General features: G+C 61.8%; 16 protein-coding genes and 1 pseudogene. 7 read left to right on the top strand and 10 right to left on the bottom strand.

Annotation, left to right across the window (positions count from 1 at the left end; genetic code table 11):
• The first annotated feature begins 3 nt into the window (after window positions 1-3).
• Together SNL23_RS00750 and SNL23_RS00745 are read left to right on the top strand one after the other, a co-directional pair.
• Entirely contained in the window at window positions 4-444 is a 441-nt protein-coding gene (locus tag SNL23_RS00750; RefSeq protein WP_167664876.1) for a TadE/TadG family type IV pilus assembly protein, read from the top strand.
• A complete protein-coding gene (locus SNL23_RS00745; protein WP_318301330.1) occupies window positions 441-3,185 on the top strand; it encodes a PAS domain-containing sensor histidine kinase in 2,745 nt (914 codons plus the stop codon). Before SNL23_RS00750 ends, SNL23_RS00745 begins: the two co-directional genes overlap by 4 nt.
• Here SNL23_RS00745 and SNL23_RS00740 read toward each other — a convergent pair.
• The 5 genes from SNL23_RS00740 to SNL23_RS00720 form a co-directional block, all read right to left on the bottom strand.
• Window positions 3,182-5,206 (bottom strand): pilus assembly protein TadG-related protein, encoded by a 2,025-nt coding sequence (locus SNL23_RS00740; protein ID WP_318301329.1) that lies wholly within the window; start codon window positions 5,204-5,206, stop codon window positions 3,182-3,184. The two genes, SNL23_RS00745 and SNL23_RS00740, sit on opposite strands and share 4 nt — an antisense overlap.
• A 129-nt stretch (window positions 5,207-5,335) precedes the next feature.
• A complete protein-coding gene (locus SNL23_RS00735; RefSeq protein WP_167664873.1) occupies window positions 5,336-5,893 on the bottom strand; it encodes a DUF4136 domain-containing protein in 558 nt (185 codons plus the stop codon).
• A gap of 45 nt (window positions 5,894-5,938) precedes the next feature.
• Window positions 5,939-6,544 (bottom strand): DUF4136 domain-containing protein, encoded by a 606-nt coding sequence (locus SNL23_RS00730; protein ID WP_318301328.1) that lies wholly within the window; start codon window positions 6,542-6,544, stop codon window positions 5,939-5,941.
• 24 nt (window positions 6,545-6,568) lie between these two features.
• Entirely contained in the window at window positions 6,569-7,318 is a 750-nt protein-coding gene (locus tag SNL23_RS00725) for a methyltransferase domain-containing protein (RefSeq protein ID WP_076017967.1), read from the bottom strand.
• On the bottom strand, window positions 7,315-7,620 hold the full coding sequence (locus tag SNL23_RS00720) for a MazG-like family protein (protein ID WP_017478435.1): 306 nt from the start codon (window positions 7,618-7,620) through the stop codon (window positions 7,315-7,317). Before SNL23_RS00720 ends, SNL23_RS00725 begins: the two co-directional genes overlap by 4 nt.
• 153 nt (window positions 7,621-7,773) lie before the next feature.
• Between SNL23_RS00720 and SNL23_RS00715 the strand changes: the two genes are divergently transcribed.
• The 3 genes from SNL23_RS00715 to SNL23_RS00705 all read left to right on the top strand — a co-directional run bounded on the left by SNL23_RS00715 (window position 7,774) and on the right by SNL23_RS00705 (window position 10,175).
• Window positions 7,774-8,067, top strand: a complete 294-nt coding sequence (locus tag SNL23_RS00715) for a hypothetical protein (protein ID WP_076017968.1) — start codon at window positions 7,774-7,776, stop codon at window positions 8,065-8,067.
• Window positions 8,068-8,361: 294 nt separating this feature from the next.
• Window positions 8,362-8,664 (top strand): DUF6124 family protein, encoded by a 303-nt coding sequence (locus tag SNL23_RS00710; protein WP_318301327.1) that lies wholly within the window; start codon window positions 8,362-8,364, stop codon window positions 8,662-8,664.
• 164 nt (window positions 8,665-8,828) lie between these two features.
• The gene (locus SNL23_RS00705; RefSeq protein ID WP_076017970.1) at window positions 8,829-10,175 is read left to right on the top strand and encodes an MATE family efflux transporter; all 1,347 of its coding nucleotides are present in this window, start codon (window positions 8,829-8,831) and stop codon (window positions 10,173-10,175) included.
• On the opposite strand, the gene SNL23_RS00700 is transcribed toward SNL23_RS00705, so the two are convergent.
• The 5 genes from SNL23_RS00700 to SNL23_RS00680 all read right to left on the bottom strand — a co-directional run bounded on the left by SNL23_RS00700 (window position 10,159) and on the right by SNL23_RS00680 (window position 15,605).
• Window positions 10,159-11,022 (bottom strand): alpha/beta hydrolase, encoded by an 864-nt coding sequence (locus SNL23_RS00700; protein WP_318301326.1) that lies wholly within the window; start codon window positions 11,020-11,022, stop codon window positions 10,159-10,161. The two genes, SNL23_RS00705 and SNL23_RS00700, sit on opposite strands and share 17 nt — an antisense overlap.
• 181 nt (window positions 11,023-11,203) lie before the next feature.
• Entirely contained in the window at window positions 11,204-13,117 is a 1,914-nt protein-coding gene (gene speA, locus SNL23_RS00695) for an arginine decarboxylase (protein WP_076017972.1), read from the bottom strand.
• A 212-nt stretch (window positions 13,118-13,329) separates the two neighbouring features.
• Window positions 13,330-13,701 carry a translation initiation factor Sui1 gene (locus SNL23_RS00690; RefSeq protein ID WP_167664869.1) on the bottom strand — a complete coding sequence of 124 codons (372 nt, stop codon included), beginning with the start codon at window positions 13,699-13,701 and terminating at the stop codon, window positions 13,330-13,332.
• A gap of 297 nt (window positions 13,702-13,998) precedes the next feature.
• Window positions 13,999-14,535, bottom strand: a complete 537-nt coding sequence (locus tag SNL23_RS00685) for an NUDIX hydrolase (RefSeq protein ID WP_076017974.1) — start codon at window positions 14,533-14,535, stop codon at window positions 13,999-14,001.
• A gap of 2 nt (window positions 14,536-14,537) precedes the next feature.
• Window positions 14,538-15,605 carry a DUF2333 family protein gene (locus SNL23_RS00680; protein ID WP_076017975.1) on the bottom strand — a complete coding sequence of 356 codons (1,068 nt, stop codon included), beginning with the start codon at window positions 15,603-15,605 and terminating at the stop codon, window positions 14,538-14,540.
• Between the two features lie 274 nt (window positions 15,606-15,879).
• On the opposite strand from SNL23_RS00680, the gene SNL23_RS00675 reads away from it, so the two are divergent.
• Both SNL23_RS00675 and SNL23_RS31445 read left to right on the top strand, forming a co-directional pair.
• Window positions 15,880-17,550 carry a response regulator gene (locus SNL23_RS00675; protein WP_076017976.1) on the top strand — a complete coding sequence of 557 codons (1,671 nt, stop codon included), beginning with the start codon at window positions 15,880-15,882 and terminating at the stop codon, window positions 17,548-17,550.
• Window positions 17,551-19,057: 1,507 nt separating this feature from the next.
• A pseudogene (locus SNL23_RS31445) lies at window positions 19,058-19,564 on the top strand (methyl-accepting chemotaxis protein); the annotation flags it as partial.
• Window positions 19,565-19,580: the final 16 nt, after the last annotated feature.

The following is a 19,580-nucleotide window of genomic DNA, read 5'->3' as shown; positions in this document are numbered from 1 at the left end:
GTCATGAAAAAAGGCCTCCCTAGAAAGCAAAAAGGTGCCGCCGCGCTGGAGTTCGCGATGGTCTTCATGATTTTTTTTGCCGTATTTTATGGTCTGGTCAGCTACAGCCTGCCGTTACTGCTGATGCAGTCCTTTACCCAAGCCGCCGCCGAAGGCGTAAGACGCAGTGTCGCGCTGGACCCCTCCACGCCTAACTACATAACGGCACTGCCCAATCAGGCCGTCGCCGCGGCCCAGGCACAACTGTCATGGATCCCCTCGTCGTTCAAGTTCCTGCCCACGTATGTCACGGCAACCTATAGCGCGAGCTCGCTGCTGACGGTGCAAATTAACTATCCAACGTCCAGCCTTCAGAACGTGTTGCCGTTTCTGGTCCTGCCAGGTTTGGGTACCGTGCCCAATCTGCCGCCCACACTGTCCGCCCAGTCGAGCATGCAGTTTTGACCTCAGGGGATAAACTATTCGGCCGCCTGCTCGGACGTGGCAACCACCTGAGTGCGGACGCCCCCGCCGCATTGCCAAGCACCGCCGCGTTGCTGTTCTACCTCGACGCCCAGGCCCGGGTCGTGGACATCCATGGCCCGCTTCGCCATCGACTGGAACGGCCCGCCGCGCAACAACCGCCAGCATCGCTGCTCGAGTACCTGACCCCGATGAGCAGCCTGGTGATCGAAGGCACGCCAGGCGACTGGCAAGGGCAAACCCTGGACCTGGATTTCAAAGGGCTTGCCGGGCAAATCCTGCATACACGCGGCTGGGTTCAACCCGAGGACAAGGGTTGGCTCCTGCAACTGCTGGACATTGGCGACCTGATTGCCCATCGCCAACTGACTCAGCGACGCGAACACAATCAGCGCGTGAACGACCAGATCAGCGAGCAACTGCGGGTCTGCAGCCTGACGCGTCTGCCCGAGGTGCTGCAGGACACTCTTCAGACTATCTCCCAGCACTGGCACATCCCCTGCACGGCGATTGCCTTGCTGGACGAGCAAGGCCAGGAATGGTGTATCCAGGGCTGTTACACAGCCCACGACGCTCCGGCACTCTGGAGCAACGGGCAAGCCCTGGGCGGCAGCCTCGACAGCCTGGGCGGTACAGCGCCGGTGAGCCTGGGGGTAAACCGAGGCCACAGCGACCACCCGCGCCTGCAAGGGCTGTTTGGCAATACCGATGGTTTTCTGGTGCCCTATCACGATGGTCATGGCCTTGGTGCATGGCTGCTGTGCGGCCTTTATAGCCGCCAGGAACAGACCAGTGACCGTGACTGGCTGCAACTGACCGCCGCCCTCGCCGCTCCGTTGCTCGGCCGCCTGCGCGAACAGCACCATCAGCAGCAACTGGAGCGCCTCGACGCCCTGCAGGGACTGCTCGGCACCGGCTGGTGGGAACTGCCCCCACACAGCGAGGACATTGAACTCGCCCCGCAGTTGCTGCACACCCTCAACCACGGCGAGTCCACCACACGGCTATCGTTGCCGATGTGGCTCAAGCTGATTCACCCCGCTGACCGGGAAGAACTCGCCAGCCGCCTGCAAGACCTCAAGACCCTGGGCAAGCCGCTGTCCACCAGCGTTCGCCTGCAACCTACCGACCCGGCGCAAAACCCCATCTGGTACCGCGTACAGGGGCAAGCGCTGGGCTCGGGCGAACACCGCCGCGTGGTGGGCTTCATGCTCGACATCAGCGATATAAAAAATCAGGAACAACAGGCCGCCGCCGCCCACGCACGCCTGGATAACCTGATCGCCAGCTCCCCGGCGGTGATCTACGTGCAACGCTACGTCGAAGGCACGCTGCAACCGGTGTTTTTCAGCGACAGCCTGCTGCCGCTGCTTGGCCGCAGCCTGGCCGACTTCACCCCGGCGACGCTGATCCAATGGATCCACCCCGAAGACCGCGAGCTCTACTTCGACCGTACCCGCCGACTGCTGCGCGAAGGCAGCGTGCGCAGCCGTTACCGGGTGCTCGACAAACAGGGCGATTACCACTGGCTGCTGGATGAAGCCCGGCTGCTGCGCGACGACCTGGGCTTACCCGTGGAAGCCGTGGGCCTGTGGCTGGATGTCACCGAAACAACCCTCGCGGCGCAACGGGTCAAAGAGAGCGAGGAACGCTATCGAATCCTGGTGGAAGATTCCCCGGCCATGATCTGCCGTTACCGTCCGGATTTGACCCTGACCTTCGGCAATACGCCCCTCGCCAACTACATGGAATGCCTGCCTGAAAAACTGCCGGGCATGAACCTCAGCCAGTGGCTGTCCGAAGAACAACGCGAGGCATTTGTGCAGCGCATCCGGCAGTTGACCCCGGAGTTCCCCGTGAGCACCGCCGAAATCAGCCTGCAATTGCCGGGGCGTACACATGCCTGGTGGGTGTGGTCGGACCGGGGCGTATTCGACGAACAGGGCCAGTTGCAGGAAATCCAGGCCGTAGGCCGGGATAACACCGAAGTCCGCCGCTCCCAGCAGCAACTGACCCAAAGCGCCAAAATGGCCACCCTCGGCGAAATGGCCACCGGCCTCGCCCACGAAATCAACCAGCCGTTGAACGTGATGCGCATGGCCATCGTCAACGTACTCAAGCGCTTGAGCAACGGTGATGCCCAGATCGATTACCTGACGGAAAAACTCCAGCGCATCGACTCCCAGGTCCAGCGGGCGGCTCGCGTGGTGGACCATATGCGCGTCTTCGGCCGCCGTTCGGAAGTCGAACAGCAGCCCTTCAACCCGGCGCAGGCGGTGGAAGGCACCTTGTCGCTGCTCACTGAAGGCCTGCGTGGCAAAGGCATAGAACTGCGGGTGACGCAGACGGACTGTACGGTGCAGGTCAAAGGCTACGTCGACCAACTGGAGCAGGTGCTGATCAACCTGATGGTCAACGCCCGCGATGCCCTGCTGAGCAAACGCGAACACGACCGCGACCTGCGGCCGTGGATTTCGGTGCAGATCGAACACGACAGCCGTCACGTGCGCATCTGGGTAGAGGACAACGGCGGCGGGATTGACCCACGACTACTGGAGCGGATTTTCGAACCGTTCTTCACCACCAAGCCGATTGGCGTGGGCACCGGTCTGGGGTTATCGGTGAGCTATGGCATTGTCGAAAACATGGGCGGCCGTTTGAGCGTCGCCAACAGTGAACATGGGGCGAAGTTTTGTGTGGAGTTGCCGGTGGTTGAAGCCTAATTTACCAAGGCCGCTTGCCCGTGAGGACGGCAGCTGAGGTTGGCGCCCACTTCCACCGCATTCAGGTTAACTCCAAGATTCTGCAGCAGGTTGTTTACCAACGGATCCAGAATCGGGCTGAGTACCCCGCCGATCACAGAACCCAGGGTGCTATTGAGCCCGTTGAGCAGCGTGCCTGTCGTCTGCAGTAACCCTCCCAACAGGTTGAACCCCGTCGGTTTGTAGACCTGAAACTGAATACCGCTTAACGCGTTGCTGATCGCGCTCAACAAGCTGGCCGTCGATGAGGGGTAATACTGTGCAGGTATCACGTTGATTTCAGGAGGCTGATTGTAGGTGTGGGGTGGCAGCGTACTCACGGCCGCGCCCAACTGACTACTGACGCTGAGTCCGATACCGCCACCGTAGAATGGCTTCCGAGTCGCAGGGTCGCACGTCGTCGGGCCGAGCCCCAGCAACGGTTTGAAACAGGTAATCGCACCGATATCAACCACCGGTAGCGGCGCGACCGGATCCAGGGGGGTGTTGCTGTTGAACGCATTGATCAGCTGCGGGCTCTGGCCAATTTTCACGTTCACCAGTGAGGCGTTGGTTTGGGTGGTCAGGGTCTTGGTCGCATCACTGGCACAGGTGAAACCGGTGACATAGCTTTCAGCCGTGCCCAGTTCCAGAACCACATCGATCCTGGCCGCCGGCGGGTTCGAGGAAGAGGACAGCACTTGCAGGTCGGTACGCTGGCAATAGCCCCCCAACACACACAAGAGCGAACTCACCGTACCGCCCAGGTTCAAGCTCAACAGATTATTCAAAACGTCCGAAAGTGGTCCGATCAAGCCATTCAGAGCAACGTCCACTACTGGGGTGTCCAGCACCGGCAACCCCAGGGTCAGGCCGAGACTTAGCTGCGCGGTTTTCACATAAATCCTCGTCGCCGAGGTCTTGTCCTTGGCATAGGTAGGGTCACCGATCGCCGACAATTGTGGCGGCTGGATCACTTTCAACCGGACCCCGCCGTTAAGCAGGCCCGGGATATTTACCGGGATGGTAGCCACGGCCCCGTTTTTGGTGTTGGCCAGTTGCACGAAGGCTTCAGCGAGTTGGAATACGTTCAAGCTGGTGTTCAGTCCCGCTGACACCGCACCCGTTTGCAGCTGCAACAGGCTGCCCAGGGTGACATCCAAATTGCCCACCACCGTCTTGATGCTGGTAAGGCCGCTGACTGCAACGCTGGCCGTATTGCCTCCGGCACTGAGCACCGTAATCGCCGCATCGAGCAGTTGGCTGATCTTGACGGTCTTGGTCAACAGTTGGTCGTAGGCCCCTGCCGTAACGCCCACGTTCAGTGCCAACTGGTTGAGGTAGCTGAGCAAGTTGATGTTGGTGTCTACCAGGCCCTGCCAGCCTGCCACGCTCAGATTCAGTGAGCCGCCCAACAGTTGGCCGAACAACAGGTTCAGTGCTGCTGATTTGCTTGAGTCCACGGTGACCAGCGTGGATTTAATTGTCAGTTGTGCCTGGGGCGGCAGGATCTTCGGCGCGGCCACCGCGATGGCAGACAGTTGCGTGTTGAAGTTGTAGCCGCCACCACTGAACAATGCCCAAATACCCCCGGCAACGCTGGTCATGATCGGGCGCGAGGCAGTTACCTGGATGGCATCGGTCTTGGTCGAGTCTGCGGAAAACACCCGTTGGTTGGTCGCTCCGATTGTCAGCACGCCGCATTTCACTATCAGGGCGCTTCCTGGCGGGATGACATAACCGTTGCGCACTGCGCTGACACCCGCATAAGTGGGCGCGGTGTTGGTGGCGGCCAGGCAATCGCCCTTGCGCTGCACAGCCTCCAGCGCCGCCATATCGGCAATCCCCTGCAATTGCCGTTTTTCCAGGTACAAACGGCTGCTATGGATCACCAGCAACAGGAATACCAAGGCGATGCCCAGGGTCACAGCCGCAATCAAGCCAATCGCACCACGCTGCCTTGCATGCCCGGCCAGGCGGCCGGAACGAAGTCGGGGAGACATCGAGCACTCCTTTGCCGGCACACTGCCGAGCGCTTACTCTCCTGTGTTGCTTGGGAGTGTAGTCAAGAGCGGCGGGGGCTGCAGGCCAGTCGCCATGAGCAGGCGACTGGCGGAGGGCGTATTAACGAATCAATGCGGCGGGTAGTTGGACAGCACCTTCGTCACCGTCGCACGAATGGCCGCGCTGCGGTCCTGTGGCTCGGGGGTACTGGCGAGGATTTGCTCATCGCTACCGCGCCACACCAGTTTGCCGTCCTTGCCGTCGAGCAAATCAATCTGGATGGTGGCCACCTTGTAGGTGATGTTGCGGGTTTCGTTGTACATCGGCGCGCCCCAGTAGCCATTCCACGGGCCGCCCCAGGCCCCGCCGTAGTTGGTGGTGACTTGTTGCTGACGGTCCTCGACGATCAGGTAAGTCTGCACATTCAGGTCAGCCTTGGTGCCCGGCGCCGCAGGGCGCAGGCCACGCTGGTCGAGCTGCTCGCCCACGGCCTGGCGGATGCGCTGTTCGGTGAGGTCACTCTTGATCCGCGGGTCATCCGGGCGGTATTGCAACGCAGGCTCTTTCCAGCTCCAGCTGCGGTACGCGCCAAAGTCCCGGCTGGCGTCGAAATCATGGTTGACCTGGCTGGTCTGGCAACCGCTCAGCAACACAACAACAGCAAGTGCAGCGATACGACGAAGCATGGTTTTTCTCCAAAAGACGAACTGAGCCTGAGATGAGAATAGCTGCTAACTGGGTGGGTAGGCAGTCATCGCCTTTTGCATCGCCTCACGCAGGGAATCGGCGCGTTCGCTGAGGCTGCCCTGGCTCGTGGTTTCGGCGCTGGTGCTCCATACCGGCTGGCGGGTGCGGGCGTCGAACAGGCTGATGCGCGCCACGGCCACCGTCACTTCATAGGTGCGTACCACCGGCACGCTGTTGTACATGCCGTAGCCGTTGCCGTAGCGGTTATAGCCGCCGTAACCGTAGCCATAGTCGTCCTGGACCTGGCGCAGGCGTTTTTCCAGACGCACGTCGGCGCTTACCAGCACGTCGGGGGTGCGGTTGTCATGCAAGGGGCGCAGGCCGCGCTGGTCGAGGGCGCCGCTGACGGCCTCGGCAATCTGCGCCGAATCGGCCCAGGCCGAACCCGCCGGTAGTTGGTTGTTGAGCCAGGCCCAACTGCGATAGGCGCCATAGTCGCGCACCGGCGCCGGGTAGGCGCTGGCATCAAAGGTGTTGGCCGCCTGGGCAGGCGCCGGCGGCATCGGGGCGGACGCCGCCACATACGGGTTGTTGCTCTGGCAACCCGCCAGGCCCAGGCCCAGCAGGATCAGTCCAAGACAGCGCTTCATTTCGACCTCCGCAGACTGGGCCGCTTAAACCGGACGGCAGATCCAGTGCAAATAACGCCCAAGTCCGGCAAAGCTTGGGTGACGACGGTGTGCGAGCTCCATCTCCAACAAATCCTGCAACTCGGCGCGGGCCTGGAATTCCACCGGCATATAGTCGTGGAACACCCGCACGCCACTCTGGGTTTCGACCTGCCACAGGCCCTCTAGTTGCGTCGCCAATTCCCGTGGGTCCAGGGGTTGTTGTGGCGTGAGGCTCTGCTTCTCGCCGGCCATGTCGTTCTTGCGCATTTTGCGGAAGTGGCCTTTGAGCAGGTTGCGGTAAATCAAGGCGTCGCGGTTGTAGAAGGCCAGGGACAGCCAGCCGCCGGGCGCGGTCAACTGGTGCAGCACCGGCAGGATCGCATGGGGTTCGGCCAGCCATTCCAGCACGGCGTGGCACAGCACCAGGTCGTAGGGTTCGGTGAGCTGGCCGAGCAGGTCCTGCCAGGGCGCCTGAATGAAAGTGGCTGTCTGCCCGGCTTCAGCGAAACGCTGGCGGGCGCCTTCGAGCATCGGCTCGGCGGGTTCGGCCAGGGTTACATCGTGACCGCGCTCCGCCAGCCACAGCGACATATGGCCCAGCCCCGCGCCGATATCCAGTACCCGCAGCGGGCGGTCCGGCAGCGCTTCGATCAAATCGGCTTGCAGCACCGCCAGGCGAATCGCGCCCTTGGCACCGCCGTAGATCTTCTCGGCGAAACGGGTAGCAAGCTGGTCGAAATGACGGTCGCTCATTTGGCAAACCGCCGTTCGCTGTCGGCCAGTTTGGCCTGTACAACCTGATCCATGTCCAACCCCAATTCGCTGCACAACAGCAGCAGATACAGAACAATGTCACCCACTTCCTGGCCGGCGTGGGCGAGTTTGTCGGCAGGTAACTGGCGCGACTGGTCTTCGCTCAACCACTGGAAAATCTCCACCAGCTCGGCCATTTCGACGCTGGCGGCCATCGCCAGGTTCTTGGGGCTGTGGAACTGCTTCCAGTCGTTGGTATCGCGGATGCGGTGCAGGCGTTCGGTGAGGTGGTCGAGATTCATGGGGCGCTCCTGAAGGTGTATAGCTTCGGGCGCAAGCCGCGCGAAGGCAAGTGAATCCCTGTAACGCGTAAACCTCTATGCTAGAAGGGAACTAGGGTCAGGTAATAACGACCAAAGCCTCAGCTACGCCCACCTTTTCATCAGGACACACACATGCAGGTAGAAAGCTTTTTCGAATGGCTGGGCCAGGCGCTCGGTTCCGTCATCCGCTTTATCGTCGACGGGCTCAGTGGATTGTTCAATGCGCTGACCCACGCGGGCGGGAACTTTATCGATGGGCTGTCACGCACGCTGGGCATGGACACCTCGATCATCAGCATCCTCACTCTGATCATCGGCCTGATGCTGCTGTACTCGGCGGTGCGCGCATTTATGCGGGCGTCGATCATCATGGGGATTATCTGGTTGATGCTGGGATTGTGGCTGTTGAGCTGGGTGGTGCGTTAATAAAGGGCCAGCAGGGTAAATCCCTTTAATTTGACGGACGTTTCCGAGACAATCTTTCAGCCTTGTGCCTGCCAGGACCGGTGGCTAGTCTTCGCTCCTTCACTGCATATCAGTGATCGGGTTTAGTCGCCCGGAATTAGTGAGCGCAAGTTGTCGCCCTGCTTCATGGCGGCTGTGCGCAGGGCACCTTCGGGTGCGCCGGGTTCCACTAGCCGGTCGACTAACCTGCGTACAGCCGCCACCCTCGTTTAGTCGCGCGGGTGTCAGCTCCTTACCTACTAGTGGAGTTACACCATGCATAAGCTTGTTCCCGACCCACCCAGCGACTTCCTCAACGACCGCGCCGCCTTCAATCGCGCCCTCGAACACTACCTGCCATCACAGGGTTTCCACACGGTCAACGAAGACCTGAGCTTCGAAGATTCCCTGCTCTACACCGCCAGCCTGCTGAGCAGCGCCTCGGCCACTGCGCTTGATTGCAGTGAGCTGCTGGAGAGCCCACAGCGGGCGAAGATCCTGGCCGTTTGGCACTTGCTGGAAATTGCCAAGACCACCGTCGACCGCTCCATCGAATGCCTGCACCCCCGCAAAACCTGACACTACGCGGTCAAAACTGTGGGAGCGGGCTTGCTCGCGAAGGCGGTGGGTCAGCCAATACATCCGGCAACTGACACACCGCTTTCGCGAGCAAGCCCGCTCCCACATTGGATCTGCGGCGCAGCTAATGGACAGTTACACTACCGCTCCCCAAAGGAGCCCGCATGACTTCCCTGCTAACCGACTGGCGCGACCGCCCCACCCACCGCCGCGTGTGGGCCCTCGCCGCGCCGATGATCCTGTCGAACATCTCCGTGCCGCTGGTAGCGCTGGTAGACAGCATGGTCATCGGCCACCTGCCCCACGCCCATCAACTCGGAGCCGTGGCCGTCGGGGCCAGCCTGTACACCTTCCTCGCCTGGGCCATGGGCTTCCTGCGCATGGGCTCCACCGGTTTTGCCGCCCAGGCCGCCGGGCGCGGTGACGGCGCGGCGCTGAGGCAGATTCTGTTGCAGGGGCTGCTGCTGGCGCTGGGCCTCGCGATGTTGCTCGGCAGCATCGGCATTCCCTTAAGCGGTTTGGTGCTGGAGTGGATGCAGCCGTCCCCCGAGCTGAACCAGCTGACCCGCGAATTCTTCCATACCCGCCTCTTCGGCCTGCCCGCCGCCCTGGCCAGCTACGCGCTGGTGGGCTGGTTCCTCGGCACCCAGAACGCCCGCGCACCGCTGGCGATTCTGCTGACCACCAACCTCGTCAACATCGCCCTCAACCTGTGGTTCGTGCTGGGTTTGGATTGGGGCGTGGTCGGCTCGGCACGCGCCTCGGTGATCGCCGAATGGACCGGCGCCCTCCTTGGCCTGGCCCTCACCCAAAAAGCCCTGCGGGCCTACCCTGGCCATATCGCTTGGGCGGCACTCAAACTGTGGCAAAGCTGGCGCCCGCTGCTGGCGGTGAACCGCGATATCTTCATCCGCAGCCTGGCCCTGCAATCGGTGTTTTTCATGATTACCGTCCAAGGCGCGCGTCTGGGGGATGCCACCGTGGCGGCGAATGCGCTGCTGCTTAACGGATTACTGCTGACGGCTCATGCCCTGGACGGATTGGCCCACGCCGTGGAGGCGTTATGCGGCCACGCCATCGGCGCCCACGACCGCCAGGCCTTGCGCCGCTCGCTGGTGGTGGCCTGTGGTTGGTCGCTGCTGGCCAGCGTCGGTTTCGCGATCCTGTTCGCCGTGTTCGGCCACTTGTTTATCGCGATGCAAACCGACATCCCGAGCGTGCGCGAAACCGCCGACATCTACCTGCCCTACCTCGCCGTACTGCCGTTGATTGCCGTGTGGAGCTACCTGCTGGACGGCCTGTTTATCGGCGCTACCCGCGCCCGGGAAATGCGCAATGGCATGCTGCTGACGGTGGTGATTGTGCTGCCCTTCGCCTGGGCATTGCAGAGCCTTGGCAACCACGGCTTGTGGATAACCTTCCTGCTGTTCATGGCCCTGCGCAGCCTCACGCTGTGGGCGATTGCCTGGCGCCTGAACAAGCAGGACCGCTGGCTCACTGGCCCGGCGTGAAGGTGATAAACGCCGTGACCCGGTCGAGCACCGGCGCCAGCCAGCGCAGTGGCCGGGACATCGACGCCACCAACGTGGCATGACTGGTCTTGGCGAAGTAGAACGCCTCCACCGGCACGCCCGCCGCCCGCAGTTTGTTCGCCAAGCCGCCAGTATTGCGCTTGGGGTTGACCAGGTTGTCGTCCACCGATGCAATCAACAGGCTCGGCGGTGCGTCATGGCTGACGTGATTGATGGGTTGGGAATCGGGCGGCGAATCCGGGTAGAAGAACACCGGGCGCACATCACGGTTTTCAATCGGCAGGAAATCATACGGCCCGGCGAGGCCGATCCAGCCCTTGAAGATTGACGGCGACAAGCCGACTCCGGCCAGCCACTGAGGGTCCAGCGCCAGCATCGCGGCGTTGTAGCCACCGGAACTGTGGCCCATCACATACAGCTTGCTGGGATCGCCGCCGTACTCGGCACTGTGCTGATGCGCCCAGGCCACCGCTTGGGCACCGTCCTGCAAAAACGCCGGGTAACGCACTTGTGGATAAAGTCGGTAGTCAGCAATCACCACCATGATGCCGCGTGAGGCCAGGGCCTCGCCTACAAAACCGTAGTCATCCTTTGAGCCGCTGTTCCAGCTGCCGCCGTAGAAAAACACCACGACGGGGGCGTTGGGCAAGGCGGTGACGGGACGGTAGATATCGAGTTTCTGGCGGGGGTCATCGCCGTAGGCGATGGAGGAGGTTTTGGTGAAGGTGCTGGTGGGGGTGAGTGCGTTGAGCACTTTGATGGGCGAACAAGCCGCAAGAAGCGCGGCTATGGCCAGGGTGAGCGCTTGCAAGAGCTTTCTCGACATTATTCAGGCCCTATAAAAACTGCAGGACTTGCGGCGATCCAAATGTGGGAGCGGGCTTGCTCGCGAAGGCGGCGTGGCAGTCAATACATGGGCAAACTGATACACCGCCTTCGCGAGCAAGCCCGCTCCCACACTGGATCTCTGTCACTTTGAGATCTTTGTCAGCCTGGGAGCGGTGTACTTACGAGGACAGGTACGACGAACGAGTCAGGCCCAATCGCAACGCATCCAGGAACTGAGTCCGCTCCGCCGCCGTGATCTTCGCGCTGGCGCACTTGTCACGGTAGTGAGTCATCAACTCTTCCGGCGACAAGTGCACGTAGCGCAGCATGTCTTCGATGGTGTCGTGGGTCTCGATCCCGGCGCTGTACACCGAACCGTCTTCACGCTGGTAGATGTTCACCGAGTCGGTGTCACCGAACAGGTTGTGCATGTCGCCCAAAATTTCCTGGTAGGCACCCACCAGGAAGATGCCCAGCAAGTAATCTTCACCCTCGTTCACCGCGTGCACCGGCAGGCTGGTCTCGATGCTTTGCTCATCCACGTACTGCTTGATCTTGCCGTCGGAGTCGCAGGTCAGGTCTTGCAGCACGGCACGGCGCAGCGGCTCTTCGTCGAGGCGATGCAGCGGCAGGATCGGCAGTACCTGGCCGATGGCCCAGGTGTCCGGCAGGCTCTGGAATACCGAGAAGTTGCAGATGTACTTGTCGGCCAGCTTGTCGTTGAGTTCGTCCAGCACCTGGCGATGGGAGCGCTGGCGCGCCTTCAACGAGTTGTGCAGGCGGCGGCACACGGCGAAGTAGCACTGCTCGGCCAGGGCCTTTTCGGCGAGGGTCATTTTGCCGTCAGCGTACTGGGTGGCCACATCGCTCATGTAGTGCGTGGCGCGCCAGTAGGTTTCGGTGACCATTTCAATGTCGGTCGGGCCCAGCAGGTCCACCAGCCATTGCACGGTTTCCGGCAGGCTTTCCTTGTTCTCGATCACCGGCACGTCGTCGTTGTGTTTCTCGACGTCGGTCACTTGCACCACCAGCATGGCGTGGTGGGCGGTCAGGGAACGGCCGCTCTCGGAGAAGATGTTCGGGTGCGGCAGGCTCTGCGCGTCGCAGAATTCCTTGAGCATGCCCACGACCACGCCGGCGTAGTCGTCCATGTCGTAGTTGATGGAACTGGCGTTACGCGAGTGGGTACCGTCGTAGTCCACACCCAGGCCGCCGCCCACGTCGATGTGGTCCACCGGCAGGCCGAGGTTGCGCAGTTCGCCGTAGTAACGAATGGCTTCCTTGAACCCGTGCTGGTAGTCGGCCAGGTTGGCGATCTGCGAACCCATGTGGAAGTGCAGCAGGCGGATGCCCTGGTCCAGGCCCGCCGCGCGGAAGCGCTCGACCACAGACAACAGTTGCGCCGCCGACAAACCGAATTTGGATTTCTCGCCGCCGGTGTCCGCCCACTTGCTCGACGCCAGGGACGACAGGCGAACTCGCAGGCCCACCTGTGGCTTGACCTTGAGGTTGGCGGCTTCTTCGATCACCAGGCCGACTTCGGATTCTTTCTCGATCACGATAAATACGTTGTGGCCAAGCTTCTGGCCCATCAGCGCAAGGCGGATGAACTCACGGTCTTTGTAACCGTTGCAGACGATGGTGCCGCCTTTCGGCGCCAGGGCAAGCACGGCCAGCAGCTCCGGCTTGGAGCCGGCTTCCAGGCCAATGGACACATCCTGGGTGGCAATGATGTTCTCGATCACCGCTTCCTGCTGGTTCACCTTGATCGGGTACAGCGCGGTGTATTTGCTCTGGTATTCCAGGCGCTCGATATTCGCGTCGAAGGCACCGGTCAGTTGGCGCACGCGGTCTTGCAGGATGTCGGGGAAGCGCACCAGCAACGGCAGGGACAGGCCGCTTTTACGCAGCTGGTCTACTTGCTCGTACAGGTCGACAGGCGTGCTGTTCGGGCCGTTCGGACGGACTTCAACGCGACCGGCATCATTGATCGCGAAATACCCGGCCCCCCAATGGCGAATCCCGTAAACACTGCGGCTGTCCGCAACTGTCCATTGGCTGCCATCGTCTTTGCGTGTGCGTCGTACGGACATCGAAGTCCCCTATAAATGAAGTCGAAGTGCACCGGCCTGATCAGAGGCTGGCGCAGTCTAAAGAATGAAAATGACGATTTGCCTGTGAGAGGGGTAGACCCCACTTGCAGGACAGAGTTTAGACACCGGTCAGGAACAGGCTCTGTGAAAACCATGGAGACGACAGTTTGCGTTCAGCAAGCGGGTCATCGGGGTGGTTTTCACAGAGGCTGCTAACCGCCGGATTTCTTCGCCTTGTAACCCAGCTTGATCAGCTCGGCCAACAGCAACTCGACGTGGTCGCCCTGAATCTCGATGATGCCGTCTTTCAAGGCACCACCGGTGCCACAGCGCTTTTTCAGCGTCGTGGCCAACTCCTTCAGGGCATCTTCGGCCAGGGGCACGCCGGTGATGGTGGTCACCGTCTTGCCGCCACGGCCCTTGCTCTCGCGACGGACGCGGGCAATACCATCGCCTTCGGGAATCAGGGTTGTTTTGCAGGTACACGCGTCCACGGGCTGGCGACAGTCCGGGCAGTGTCGACCTGCGTCGGTGGAAAATACCAGGCCACCAAGGGCGGCGAAGGATGCGGCTTTTTTGGCCACCGGCAATCCTCTTGGGAGGACAAAGACTGATCGATGGGATCATCGACCGCGAAGCCCCACTCAGGCAGGGGCAGCGCTACTGAGCCGCCGATATTCAAACCACTGTAGGAGCGAGCTTGCTCGCGAAGGTCGTCAACGATAACGCGGGCATTCAGACAGCACGCGTCGTGCTTACGTTTTTCGCGATCAAGCTCGCTCCTACAGGGTGGAACAACAGCGGTTCAGCCTGAAAAGTCGCGCAGTGTAACGGCAAAAAGGCCCCTTGCTAAGAGCCAAATGGCGCCAATTTATGCAACTTTAGCGACGCAGGGCCAAATAACGACGCAAGCCTTCCTGCGCATCCGGGCAATAGGGCTTTTGTTCGGCCTCCTGCAACACCGTCGCCAGTGGCAGAAAGCGCGCCTCCATGACTTCTTCCGGCTGGATCCGCAACGGCCCGTCCCACACGGCAGAGAACGAGGTGCACCAGAGCCGGCTGTCGCCGTCTTCGAAGTAGAAGTGGTCGTGCGGGGTCAATTCGACGCCGCTTACCCCCAGCTCCTCTTCCAGCTCCCGGGCCGCCGATTCGGCGTAGGACTCGTGGGCCGCCACCATGCCGCCCGCCGCCGTGTCCCAGAACCCCGGGTACATGGCTTTGCTAAGGGTGCGCCGGTGCACACACAGCTCACCGGCAGAGTTGAACAGGAAGATAAAGGTGCAGCGCCCGATCAGCCCGCGCTGGCGCAGGTCGGAACGCACCAGGCTGCCGAGCAGGTTGTCCTGCTCGTCGACCCAGGCAATCAGTTCGGCGTCGGAGGCCGCGCGGTGCGCAGCCTCCCGGGTGGAAGCGTCCATCATCAACCTTGGTTAAGCAGCTGACGCAAGTCGATCACTGCAGCGTTGGCCCGGGAAATGTAGTTGGCCATGACCAGCGAATGGTTGGCGAGGACGCCAAAGCCACTGCCGTTGAGAATCATCGGGCTCCATACCGGCTCCTGCGAGGCTTCCAGCTCACGAATGATCTGGCGCACGCTGACGGTGGCGTTCTTCTTGGCCAGCACGTCGGCGAAGTCGACTTCGATGGCACGCAGCAGGTGGGACAAGGCCCAGGCCTGGCCGCGGGCTTCGTAGAACACGTTGTCGATCTGCATCCATGGGGTTTCCACCACTTCTTCGTCGACCTGCGGCACTTCACCCGGCGCCAGCGCTTCAGTTTTCAGCGCGGTGTTGAGCTTGACCCGGCCCACGCTGGCCGACAGCCGTTGCGACAGCGAACCCAAACGGGTCGCCACATCACCCAGCCAGTTGTTCAGGTTGTCGGCACGCGCATAGAACAGCGCGCCGCGCTGATTCGGGTCGGACAAACGCGCTTCGTAGCGGCTCAGGGAATTGATGCCTTCCTGGTATTCCGACTCGCTGGACGGCAGCACCCAGCTCTTGTTGTCGAAGTTGAAACGCGGTTCGGCCTTGGCCAGGTCCGCGTCTTCCGCCGACTGCGACTGGGAACGGGCGAAGTCTTTGCGCAAGGCACGGGTCAGGTCACGCACCTGCACCAGCACGCCGTATTCCCAGCTCGGCATGTTGTCCATCCACAGGCCCGGCGGGAAACGGTCGTTGGAAATGTAGCCACCCGGCTTATTCAGCAAAGTGCCCACCACGGTCTTGAGGGTTTCGACGGTGGTGAAGCCCACCACCATCTGCTTGCCTTCCTTCTCGGCGGCTATCTGCGCGTTCTGCTGAACCGGGAACAATGCAGGCTCTTCGCTCCAGTACCAACCCAGGGCACCGGTGACCAACAGATACAACGCAACCAGCGAGAGCAACGCACGGCTCATCAGCATGTTACGGAAATAGCTGCGGGGGGCCGACTTGGTTTCAGGGGCCGGGCCCTTTGCACTGCCTGCGCGGTTTTTCCAGTCCAGCATGGCGATATCCTTTCAATCACTTGAGTTCAATAGCTACGACCACAACCCTACCCCATCGTGCCGAGCCGTGCGGCGCTTTTAGTCAGGGTGGCGCTTGTGCGCGGCTCGACTATAAAGGATGCACGCTGTTTACGCCCGCGCGACTGCAGGGTCGGTAAATGAATATCCAGGACCTCGCAGTTAATTGACGTATGACACTCGTGCAACGGAAAAGAGGTGCTAGCATAGAGCCATCAGTTCGACCTCAGCATGCAGCCTAACTAGTAGTCAGGATATGACCGAGCCAGAAGACCCCAGCCGTGAGCGTCTCAAGCACCATTTTGCCCAGCGTGTAATTCATCAGGCACGTCAAATTCTTGAGATCTGGCAGCGCCTGCAACGCAGCGAATGGTCGACCGCCGACTTGACCGAACTCGGCGAGGCCAACCTGCGCCTGCTGCGTTTTGCCGAGCGCTTCGAGCAGCCGGAACATGGCCAGTTGGCACACCAGATCGGCGCTTCACTCAAGGCGGTGGACGATAACCGCGGCCGCCTGAGCAGCCATCTGATCACCGAACTCAACCGTCTGATGCAGCGCCTGTCGCGCACTGGCCTGCGCCAGGGCGATCAGTTGGAGCAAACCCTCCTGCCGCCGATGCGCAAGCCGATCTACGTGATGCTTGCCGATCACGATCGCGCCGAGCGCCTGGCCAAGCAGTTGGAATTTTTCGGCTTGAGCGCGCAGTCCCTCGACAGCGTGGCAGCATTTCGCTCATCGATGGCCGAACGCTTGCCGGCAGCCATCGTGATGGATGTGGATTTCTGCGGCACCGGCCTGGGCCTGAAGCTTGCGGCCGAAGCCCAGGAAGGCCTGGAGCAAAAACTGCCGCTGCTGTTTTTCAGCCTGCACGAAACCGATACACCCACTCGCCTGGCCGCCGTGCGCGCCGGCGGCCAGGAGTTCCTCACCGGAACCCTGGAGGCCTCGAGCCTGCTGGAAAAAATCGAAGTGCTGACCTGCGTCGCCCAGTACGAACCTTATAAAGTGCTGATCATCGACGACTCGCGGGCCCAGGCGATGCACACCGAGCGCCTGCTCAACAGCGCCGGCATCGTCACCCGCACGCTGATCGAACCGATCCAGGCCATGGCCGAGCTGGCGGATTTCCAGCCGGACCTGATCATCCTCGACATGTATATGCCGGCCTGCACCGGTACCGAACTGGCCAAGGTGATCCGCCACAACGACCGCTACGTCAGCGTGCCGATCATCTACCTCTCGGCCGAAGACGACCTGGACAAGCAACTGGACGCCATGAGCGAAGGCGGCGACGACTTCCTCACCAAGCCGATCAAGCCCCGACACCTGATCACCACCGTGCGCAACCGTGCGGCGCGGGCGCGCAACCTCAAGGCGCGGATGGTGCGCGACAGCCTCACCGGGCTGTACAACCACACCCACATCCTGCAATTGCTCGAAGACTGCAGCTTCCGTGCGCGGCGCGAGAGCAAACCGCTGAGCTTTGCGATGCTCGACATCGACCACTTCAAGCGGGTCAACGACAGCCACGGGCACCCCATGGGCGACCGGGTAATCAAGAGCCTCGCGCTGTTTCTCAAGCAGCGCCTGCGCAAGACCGACTATATAGGCCGTTACGGCGGTGAAGAATTTGCCATCGTGATGCCCGACACCGATCTCGACTCGGCCTGCAAAGTGCTCGACGAAATCCGTGGGCGCTTTGCCGAGATTCACTACCCCGCCCAGCCGCAGGATTTGTGGTGCACCTTCAGTGCCGGCGTGGTGGAGCTGTGTGACGGCTCCGACAGCCTGATGATGGCAGCCCAGGCCGACGAGGCGCTGTACCGCGCCAAGGATGCAGGGCGTAACCGGGTGATGTCGGCGCGCGCATCAAAGCAAAGTGCCACCTTTTCACCAGAATCCACCGAATCCGTCATAACTCTGTAATGGAAACGCAATAACTTCAGGCACTTACTTCTGCTGTCGGTTGAAACCACGCATGCGCCTGAAGCTGCTGACGAATCTGAACACCCTCCTTCTGGTCGCCGTTTGCCTGGCCCTGGGCGCGACGCTCTGGTGGTCGCAACGCGCCCTGGAACGGCCCTATTTGTTGATGGAGCGCTACCTGGGCCTGTCGCAGACCTTCCAGAACCAGGCCGCGCGCAATATCGACGATTACCTCGCCAGCGGCGACGCCCTGCGCCTGAGCAGCGCCAGCCAGAGCCTGGAAAACCTGTTGCAGCATCTGGATGAACTGCCGGCAGACCTGGCGCAAAACCTGCGCCCCAGCCTGGTAGACCTGGACACTTTCAGCAAGACCGACCTGCTGGCCGCGGGCAAGCTGGCGGGTGACCCGCAAGCCTTGCTGCTGCAAGCCGAACGCGAACTCGGCGCCAATCTGGAGCAACTGAACCAGTACGCCAGCGGCGTCACCTCCCCCGACGCCGCGCGTTATCTGCCGCCGTTGCTCGCGGCGTCCCAGCACCTGGCCAAACTCTCCCTGGCCCGGGACAAGCTGGTGAGCAGCGGGCGCAGCGAACTGGCCGACGACGTGGAGCGCGAAGTCAGCAATATCCGCAGCCAGGCTGACGTGCTGGGGCAACTGCCATTACTGGGGGTGACCGCCAGCAGCGAGTCCAATACCGACGACTTCTCGGCCATGATGGGCCTGGAAAACGCTGAAAAAACCGTAGCCCAGGACACCGGCGTCGACCTCAAGCGCGAACTTAACAGCCTGCTGACCCGCTACCCCGCCGAGCTGAAACGCACCCGCGAGCAAATCCAGCAACGTACCGAACTGGCCACCAGCACCCACCTGAAAATCAACGCCGTGCAGCAAGCCATCGCCGGGCTGGAGCCGGTGGTGCGGGCCCAGCATGCGCAGATCCAGGGCGAAGTGCGGCTGATTCAAGGCGTCATGATCGGCCTGATCTTGCTGATCGCGCTGTTGATCGACACCTTGCAGCGGCGCCTGGCGCGGGTGCTGACCAACCTGGCGCCGGCCTTGTCCACGTGGGCCGAAGGCAACTTCAGCCAGCCCATTGCCTTGGGCAAGACCAACCGCGAACTGCACGATATCGAGGAGTCCCTGAATCGCCTGCGCGCTTATCTGGTGGACTTGGTGGGCACCATTCGCGGCAACGCCGAGCAAGTGGCCGGCAGCAGCAGCGCCCTGGCGGAATTGAGCAATGGCATGCACGACGGCGCCGAGCGCCAGGCCGGTGACACCGCGCAGATTCGCGATTCCCTGGGTGAACTCGAAGCCACTATCCAGCAGGTTGCTGGCGACGCCAGCCAGGCCGCCGAGGCCAGCCGCAGCGCAGGCCAAGCCGTGGAACAGGGCCAACGGGTGATCGGCCTGAGCCTCACCGGGTTGCACGCATTGGTCGGCGAAGTGCAGATAAATGCGCAGATGATCGAGAAACTCGCCGAGGAGTCCGCAACCATCGGCGGCGTACTCACGGTGATTCGCTCAATTGCCGACCAGACCAACCTGCTGGCGCTGAACGCCGCCATCGAGGCCGCGCGGGCCGGTGAAGCCGGGCGCGGGTTCGCCGTGGTGGCCGATGAAGTGCGCTCCCTGGCCCAGCGCACCGCCGGCGCCACCGCTGAAATCCAGCACCTGATCGCCGGCCTGCAAACCGCCGCCCGGCAATCGGTGGAAGGCATGCGCGCCCAGGTCGAACACGCAGAAGCCACCGCCGAGCAAGCCCAGGCGGCTGACGGCGCGCTGGATGAAATCGTCGGCGCGATCCAGACCATTTCCGACACTGCGGTACGGATTGCCGATGTCACCGCCCAGCAAAGTGGCGCCGTGAGCGAAATCCGCGACAACAGTGAGCGAATTCACCAACTGGGTGAGGACAACTTGCTGCGAATTGGCCAGGGACGCAGCCAGGGAGAACACTTGCTGGTACTTGGCGGGCAACTCAACACTGCCGTACAGGCATTCCGCGTCTAACCGGCTCTCCCGCCTT

The organism is Pseudomonas sp. SED1 (genome assembly GCF_034044025.1).
Classification (GTDB): domain Bacteria; phylum Pseudomonadota; class Gammaproteobacteria; order Pseudomonadales; family Pseudomonadaceae; genus Aquipseudomonas.
Note: the sequence above shows the minus strand (reverse complement) of the source record. Positions and strands in the feature narration are given on the sequence as shown.

Bases quoted from the DNA above. Each gene is read 5' to 3' on its own strand.
- SNL23_RS00710 (WP_318301327.1), top strand. From the start codon at position 8,362: ATGCATAAGCTTGTTCCCGACCCACCCAGCGACTTCCTCAACGACCGC.
- speA (WP_076017972.1), bottom strand. From the start codon at position 13,117: ATGTCCGTACGACGCACACGCAAAGACGATGGCAGCCAATGGACAGTT.
- SNL23_RS00675 (WP_076017976.1), top strand. From the start codon at position 15,880: ATGACCGAGCCAGAAGACCCCAGCCGTGAGCGTCTCAAGCACCATTTT.
- SNL23_RS00715 (WP_076017968.1), top strand. From the start codon at position 7,774: ATGCAGGTAGAAAGCTTTTTCGAATGGCTGGGCCAGGCGCTCGGTTCC.
- SNL23_RS00700 (WP_318301326.1), bottom strand. From the start codon at position 11,022: ATGTCGAGAAAGCTCTTGCAAGCGCTCACCCTGGCCATAGCCGCGCTT.
- SNL23_RS00705 (WP_076017970.1), top strand. From the start codon at position 8,829: ATGACTTCCCTGCTAACCGACTGGCGCGACCGCCCCACCCACCGCCGC.
- SNL23_RS00730 (WP_318301328.1), bottom strand. From the start codon at position 6,544: ATGAAGCGCTGTCTTGGACTGATCCTGCTGGGCCTGGGCCTGGCGGGT.
- SNL23_RS00720 (WP_017478435.1), bottom strand. From the start codon at position 7,620: ATGAATCTCGACCACCTCACCGAACGCCTGCACCGCATCCGCGATACC.
- SNL23_RS00685 (WP_076017974.1), bottom strand. From the start codon at position 14,535: ATGGACGCTTCCACCCGGGAGGCTGCGCACCGCGCGGCCTCCGACGCC.
- SNL23_RS00740 (WP_318301329.1), bottom strand. From the start codon at position 5,206: ATGTCTCCCCGACTTCGTTCCGGCCGCCTGGCCGGGCATGCAAGGCAG.
- SNL23_RS00725 (WP_076017967.1), bottom strand. From the start codon at position 7,318: ATGAGCGACCGTCATTTCGACCAGCTTGCTACCCGTTTCGCCGAGAAG.
- SNL23_RS00735 (WP_167664873.1), bottom strand. From the start codon at position 5,893: ATGCTTCGTCGTATCGCTGCACTTGCTGTTGTTGTGTTGCTGAGCGGT.
- SNL23_RS00750 (WP_167664876.1), top strand. From the start codon at position 4: ATGAAAAAAGGCCTCCCTAGAAAGCAAAAAGGTGCCGCCGCGCTGGAG.
- SNL23_RS00680 (WP_076017975.1), bottom strand. From the start codon at position 15,605: ATGCTGGACTGGAAAAACCGCGCAGGCAGTGCAAAGGGCCCGGCCCCT.